Source organism: Macellibacteroides sp. (assembly GCF_050251695.1).
In the GTDB taxonomy this organism is placed as follows: Bacteria; Bacteroidota; Bacteroidia; order Bacteroidales; family Tannerellaceae; genus Macellibacteroides; species Macellibacteroides fermentans.
In genome coordinates, this window is record NZ_JBFWMI010000150.1 from 1 (window position 1) to 4504 (window position 4504).

The window sequence follows — 4504 nt, forward strand, 5'->3', positions numbered from 1 at the left end:
CTGGAAGGTGTAAAAGATGTACAGGTTGCCGCCATCGCCTCGCAGAAATATGGAGAAGAGGTAGGAGCCTTTATCATTCAAAAAGAGGGCGTGACTCTTACCGAAGAAATTGTCAAAGATTTCTGCCGGGGTAAAATAGCCCGCCATAAAATACCAAAATATGTATTCTTCATTGACGGCTTTCCATTGACGGGAAGTGGCAAGATCCAAAAATATAAACTCAAAGATATCGGGTTACAACTACTCAAAGAACAGGGAATAACCCCTCAATGAGCATATAGAAGAGAGCCTTCCCCTATGGAAAGCTCTCTTTTTCTTTTCCTTAACAACTAACTTCATGCTTTTTATTTACCTTTGCAAACTGAACAATCTATTTTATTCAATATGTCACAACTATTTCCAACCACGCTGCCTTATAAAGTAGCGGATATGAGTTTGGCCGAGTTTGGTCGCAAGGAGATTGAAATCGCCGAACACGAAATGCCGGGTTTAATGGCGCTTCGTGCCAAGTATGCCGATAAACAGCCGCTAAAAGGCGCCCGAATTACCGGCTCGTTGCACATGACTATTCAGACGGCCGTTCTGATCGAGACATTGGTTGCTCTGGGAGCCGATGTTCGCTGGGCAAGCTGTAATATTTTCTCTACGCAGGATCATGCCGCCGCCGCCATTGCCGCCACAGGCGTACCTGTATTTGCGTGGAAAGGAGAATCCCTCGAAGAATACTGGTGGTGTACAGACATGGCACTCCGTTTCCCCGAAGGAAAAGGTCCGCATATGATTGTAGACGACGGAGGTGATGCTTCCCTGTTGGTACACATGGGATACCGTGCCGAAATAGACGCCGAAACCATCAACCGTAAAGGTGGCAATCATGAAGAGCAGGTTATTCTGGATACACTCAATACTATTCTGGCCGAAGATAACCAGCGCTGGCATCGTGCGGTTGAAGAGATGAAGGGGGTTTCAGAAGAGACAACCACCGGTGTACATCGTCTTTACCAGATGATGGAAAAAGGGGAATTGCTGGTTCCTGCCATCAATGTAAACGACTCGGTAACCAAATCCAAATTCGATAATCTGTACGGTTGCCGCGAATCGCTGGCCGATGGTATCAAACGTGCCACCGATGTAATGATTGCCGGTAAGGTAGTGGTTGTTCTGGGTTATGGTGATGTAGGTAAAGGATGTGCCCGTTCCATGCGTTCGTACGGTGCACGTGTGATCGTGACCGAAATCGACCCAATCTGTGCATTGCAGGCTGCCATGGAAGGATTTGAAGTAACCACCATGGAAGAGGCGGTTAAAGAGGGTAACATATTTGTTACCACTACCGGAAACTGCGATATCATCACCATCGAACATATGGCTCAGATGAAGGATCAGGCTATTGTATGTAACATCGGCCATTTCGACAACGAGATTCAGGTAGACAAATTGGTGAATTACCCCAATATCAAACATACAAACATCAAACCTCAGGTAGACAAGTACACCTTTCCAACCGGAAACTCCATCTTCCTGTTGGCCGAAGGACGTTTGGTAAACCTGGGTTGTGCAACCGGACACCCCTCTTTTGTAATGAGCAATTCATTTACAAACCAGGTTCTGGCACAAATAGATCTGTGGCAGATGGCTTACGAAATAGGTGTTTATCGCCTGCCTAAACGACTCGACGAAGAGGTAGCCCGCCTGCATCTGGAACGTATCGGTGTGAAACTGTCTGTTTTAAGTGAAAAGCAGGCCGATTACATCGGTGTTCCCGTAGACGGACCTTATAAACCGGAACACTACAGATATTAATATAATGAAGGGTGAACCGGCAACACGGTTCACCCTCTTTTCTTTCACTATGTATCCAATTATGAAGATTGCCATCCTTTCTCCATTTTATCCTTACCGGGGCGGAATCGCCCAGTTCAGCGCCATGCTTTATGACGAGCTTGGCAAAGAACACCAGGTTAAAGCATTTAACTTCAAACGACTATATCCCGGCATATTATTCCCCGGAAAGACACAATATGTAGATAAAGACGATCAGGCAGAAGTGGTTGAAAGTGTTCGGACATTAGACAGCATCAATCCTTTCAGCTATTTTGCTACGGAAAAAGCGTTGAGAGAGTTTGCGCCGGATCTGATTATCATCTCCTATTGGATGAGCTTCTTTGTACCCGGTTATGCCCACATAGCCAACCGGATGAAAAAAAGCTGTAAAGTGGTGGCGTTGCTTCACAATGCCTTTCCTCACGAAGCCCGGCCCATGGATAAGCCGTTGGCTAAGCTGTTTTTCAATCAGTGTCATGGATTTATCACCCTCAGCGAAAATGTAAAAAACGATTTACACGCTATCCGTCCCGCGGCCCCCTGTATGGTGAGTCCGCATCCCCTGTACAACCAATTCGGCGAACGAAAAGACCGGTCGGAAGCCTGCACCACGCTGGGGCTTGATCCGGATAAAAAAACATTACTCTTTTTCGGACTGATCCGCCATTATAAAGGACTTGATTTGCTGATCGAAGCCATGTCGCATCTAGATAACACCTATCAGCTTGTAATTGCCGGCGAATGCTACGGCAGCTTCGATAAATACCAGCATCAGATCGATGCTTCCGGTGTGAAAGAGCGAATCAGGGTATTCAACCGGTATATAAATGACAATGAGATCAGCGACTACTTCTCGGCAGCAGATGCTTTGATACTGCCCTATCGTTCGGCCACACAAAGCGGAGTCGTATCTATTGCGTACCATTTCGACACCCCGATGATAAGTACTCCGGTGGGTGATTTCCCGGCAAGCATCGATATCCCGAAAACCGGTATAGTAACCTCTGCCATAACAGCTCAAGCCATTGAAGAAGCTATCCTGACCCTTTTTAAAAACGACCAGCTGGCAACCTGTCTCAAGAATATAGAGACAGAGAAAAAGGCACTATCGTGGGAGACTTTTGCAGGAAAAGTTATAAACTACGTTCAAACATTATAGTTTTCCGTAACAATGCCTCTTTCCTCTGCTTACTTAACGGGGATTCTGATTATTTGCTACAGCAATATCTCCCATTTCTGTAAGATACTGATTCCAAAGACCATCTATCTGGAATTGATTCCCTAAGGCGTATTTGATCGCTCCATCGAACGACCAGGGAATAACTTTTAATGTGCTTTGATTGAATTTTTTAAGAAAATCCGGATCCTTTGTTTTTGTCAGCCAGGCAAGAAAGAACCCGGTGGTACGGTAACCATCCATATAGCTGCCACCTTTGGGTCTGTCTTTTTCTGTAAAGCAACCGTTAAGCAGACGGACAGCATCTGCTACTCCTTCAATCATGGCAAAAAAAGTCTTATTTGTTCCATAAGAGCCTATCCCCTGAGGTTCTAACTGAAAACCATGCGTTAGCTCATGATATAAAACACCGCGGGTTTCATAATCTACTTTTTCTTTATTCAATTCTTTTCCAAAGGTTTTTTCCACCCATTTTGTACTGTAGTCTATATAAATAGTTGGAGGATTACCCCCCTTTGCCGAAATCCCATCGTACTCTTTCAAGGTATAATGAATCGTTTTTATACCCGGAATGCTATCAGAAGGAGAAAAATAAAGCGTTTCTAACACCTTCCGTGCTTGCGAAGCAATATAATCTTCCGGATTCGACACCAATTCATGATAAATACGAGCCCCTTCTGTTTCAGGCGACAAGGATTTAAAAATAATGTTACCAACCGGATAATTGCTCCACGACACATTATCCTTCGTGGTAGAAGATTGCGAAACCGCATCATTGGCTTGCAGTAAGCCCACACACAAAAGTCCTGACAAGAAATAAGATTTAAACACACTCATAATAGGTCTATATTTAATTTAAAGTACAAATCTACAGAATTAAACCGAAAAATATTAAATCAAGTATTAACTATCCATTAAAAGAAAATCCACTACGATGTAATTTCATTTAGGCAATAACGTACTATATTCCCTTAAGTGTTTTAATCTTTAGTATACGGACAACTATTCGGAACCTAGTAGCATACTATTCGTTTGACAATTGGATGACTTGCATTCAACATATGAGTAACTTGCGTTCAACAATTGTGTGACTTGCGTTTAACATATGGCAAACGAATAATGGCTCGTTATGAAAAAAATAGTTCATGGTAGTGATTAGATTAGTTCATCGTTGTGTTAGGACTAACCATTGGTTATGCATCCTCTCTGAAGAGAAGGAATACGATGCAAATCTCCTTCGTAACCGGATGCTGGTGTATAAAACAAGCTCTGTGAAATCGACTACGAAAAGCCTGCGGTTTGATTTGGCAGTGACTACAGCGGAGCCGTACGGGATGACAGATGACAGAGTGTGCTGTGAAAACATTGTCTGGCGTCAATGTTTGTAACTGTGAAAGAGATGAGGGCAGGCCCCTCGTAACCGTCTTACAGGAGATGGTTGCAAACCAGTGTATGCTGCTTTGTTTAAGAGGCAAGGTGGTGAGCGATACACCAAAAGGCGAT

At 44.0% G+C, this 4504-nt stretch carries 4 protein-coding genes; 3 read left to right on the forward strand and 1 reads right to left on the reverse strand.

The window, feature by feature from the left end:
• From AB7E53_RS14200 to AB7E53_RS14210, 3 genes are all read left to right on the forward strand, one after another.
• Positions 1-273, forward strand: a 273-nt coding sequence (locus AB7E53_RS14200) for an AMP-binding enzyme (RefSeq protein WP_446776415.1), incomplete at its 5' end; no start/stop codon positions are given.
• Positions 274-384: 111 nt separating this feature from the next.
• Complete coding sequence (ahcY, locus tag AB7E53_RS14205) at positions 385-1803, forward strand: adenosylhomocysteinase (RefSeq protein ID WP_179400008.1); 1419 nt, start codon at positions 385-387, stop codon at positions 1801-1803.
• A 61-nt stretch (positions 1804-1864) separates the two neighbouring features.
• The gene (locus AB7E53_RS14210) at positions 1865-2983 is read left to right on the forward strand and encodes a glycosyltransferase (RefSeq protein ID WP_421468283.1); all 1119 of its coding nucleotides are present in this window, start codon (positions 1865-1867) and stop codon (positions 2981-2983) included.
• A gap of 33 nt (positions 2984-3016) precedes the next feature.
• Here the strand turns inward: AB7E53_RS14210 and AB7E53_RS14215 are convergent, their stop codons facing one another.
• Positions 3017-3838 (reverse strand): basic secretory protein-like protein, encoded by an 822-nt coding sequence (locus tag AB7E53_RS14215; RefSeq protein ID WP_446776417.1) that lies wholly within the window; start codon positions 3836-3838, stop codon positions 3017-3019.
• Positions 3839-4504 lie beyond the last annotated feature (666 nt).